The organism is Pedobacter sp. 10L46_2, from assembly GCF_056395165.1.
In genome coordinates, this window is sequence record NZ_JBFTIZ010000466.1 from 1 (window position 1) to 2,098 (window position 2,098).

General features: G+C 37.4%; 3 protein-coding genes. 1 reads left to right on the top strand and 2 read right to left on the bottom strand.

All coding sequences use genetic code 11. The features are described 5' to 3' along the window. The coding region (locus AC1DDX_RS26810; protein ID WP_477622971.1) for an ABC transporter permease at nucleotides 1-440 on the top strand (440 nt) is incomplete at its 5' end. A gap of 15 nt (nucleotides 441-455) precedes the next feature. Here the strand turns inward: AC1DDX_RS26810 and AC1DDX_RS26815 are convergent. Both AC1DDX_RS26815 and AC1DDX_RS26820 read right to left on the bottom strand, forming a co-directional pair. Continuing rightward, complete coding sequence (locus AC1DDX_RS26815) at nucleotides 456-1,154, bottom strand: hypothetical protein (protein WP_288883015.1); 699 nt, start codon at nucleotides 1,152-1,154, stop codon at nucleotides 456-458. 60 nt (nucleotides 1,155-1,214) lie between these two features. Beyond that, nucleotides 1,215-1,967: a suppressor of fused domain protein gene (locus AC1DDX_RS26820; RefSeq protein ID WP_337717748.1), complete on the bottom strand. Its 753-nt coding sequence runs from the start codon at nucleotides 1,965-1,967 to the stop codon at nucleotides 1,215-1,217. Between the last annotated feature and the right edge of the window lie 131 nt (nucleotides 1,968-2,098).

Here is a 2,098-nt window from a genome sequence, read left to right on the forward strand (position 1 = left end):
GCATGGGCCTTTACGGACTAGTGGCTTACAGCGCCGAACAGCGGACAAAAGAGTTTGGCGTACGTAGAGTTTTGGGTGCCTCTGTTGGAAGTATTATGAGCCTTCGCATGGGCCTTTACGGACTAGTGGCTTACAGCGCCGAACAGCGGACAAAAGAGTTTGGCGTACGTAGAGTTTTGGGTGCCTCTGTTGGAAGTATTATGAGCCTTCTTTCGCTCTCCTTCCTTAAAATGGTATTTGTAGCGGCTTGTATTGGCGTACCTTTGGCTTATTACCTGATGAACAAGTGGCTCACTAATTTTGAGTTCAGAACCACCATATCTTTATCAATTGTGTTAATATCAATAGCAGGAACAGCAATCATTGCATTTTTGACGGTAAGTTTCCAGGCCTACAGGGCTGCAAAAGCGAACCCTGTTGAGGCGCTTAAGTATGAGTGATGGCATTCCATTAATTTATTTAATCCAACCAAACTTTACATCTCTTACAAGAGATGACCTTTCAAGATAGAAAGTTTCAATTAAAATGTCGTCTAAAATCTGCTGCATTTCTTCCTTATTGACTGTGAGTTTATCCCTTCGGGATTTTAAATAGTGTTTATGGATCATCTCCTTTACAAGATCACGAACGGTTTCAAAATCAATTTCTTTACCAAATACATCACCTATTATAAATCCCAGCACCGATATTACAATAATAACAACAGCGATTTTCCAGCTGAAAAAGAAAGCGCATAATCCTAATAAAAATAAAACGATATCGGCTATTATAAACCAGAGAGGCGGAGATAAAATCTTGAGATTAATACCCAGATTACGCTTCAGTTCCTTTATCATCCTAATCCTGTTTTTTCTCGGTACAATGTTTTCGATTAAGGTATCTGACTTTATAATTCCACTATCAATGGAAAATGTATCGGCTATTGCCATTCTCAGCTTATAAAATGCCTGTTGGCTTGTACATCCGTTATTATTGGCTAACTCAACTTTAGAGAAAATCACATCACACATTTCGCCATATGTGGTTACTTTGAGAAAGTCATCATGATCAAACTTAATTTCAAATGAATGTTCGATTTGCATCAATATATCCTCAAGATCTTCGCTGTCAATCTCTTCAAATCTATTGTAATTTGTATCCGGGTGTTTGTTCATATTAGTGGAATATGAGACCTATTCTAATTAAATAAATTCGGTATGACAAGGGAGCACACATTACCAAAGCCCAAGAAATTTCTTCCTTGCACAAGTATTTATTCGATTAACATCAATAACGGTACTAACCCTAAATTCTCGAAATTTATCTAATAGTGCATCAGATCCTTTATTAAGTTTGTAATTCATCTCTTCTTTGTAAATTGGGTACAGTGAGTAAAAGTTTATCACCTTATTTTCGCTAATTTCCAGCTGAGTAAACTCAGAAGGAAGATTATTTGATGGGAAAACAAACATACAACCCAGTTTAGTATTCTCTGAAAATGGTTCGGCTTTTTCCCCATTTGGAATGGTATGATATGGCCCTATCCATGTGTCATATTCATGTGGAAATCGGGCAATACTCTTCAACCACCTAACTGGCCAATAATTGTTCTCATCACTAAATATTTCTTCCATAAGTGCGTAAGATTCAGCGTTAATTTTCCAACTGGAAGGTAGTAATACGCAAAGTTCAGCGTATTGCAAATTATCAGCTTCTTCGGGAACGTTCATAGGCTTATCACTCATTCCACTTGTAACCAATGTATGATACGGGCGGTGTTCAGTCGGTTTAACCCAGTGAACGTCTATATGCACTTTATCGGATACAATTTCGTGAAATACGGACTCGATCTTGCCTACATGCTTTTCAATATGATTTGAAATGGCATCAATGTTATCTCCATCTCCGATTGCCGGCTCAAATCCTTTAGGAATATGATTCTCATATCTGTGGACATTGCTACCACCCGAAGTTATTTCATCGCTCATACAAGAAAAAGTTTAATGCAATTTATTGTTTTTTTCGATAAAAGGAAGTGCTACAACTACTCCGTTAAATAAAATATTCTAAGGTACTTACTAACGGTTCCATTGTCACTTTCAGCCTCTTTGTCATCAAT

Coding starts and splice junctions, on each gene's coding strand:
- AC1DDX_RS26820 (WP_337717748.1), bottom strand. CDS start 1,967: ATGAGCGATGAAATAACTTCGGGTGGTAGCAATGTCCACAGATATGAG.
- AC1DDX_RS26815 (WP_288883015.1), bottom strand. CDS start 1,154: ATGAACAAACACCCGGATACAAATTACAATAGATTTGAAGAGATTGAC.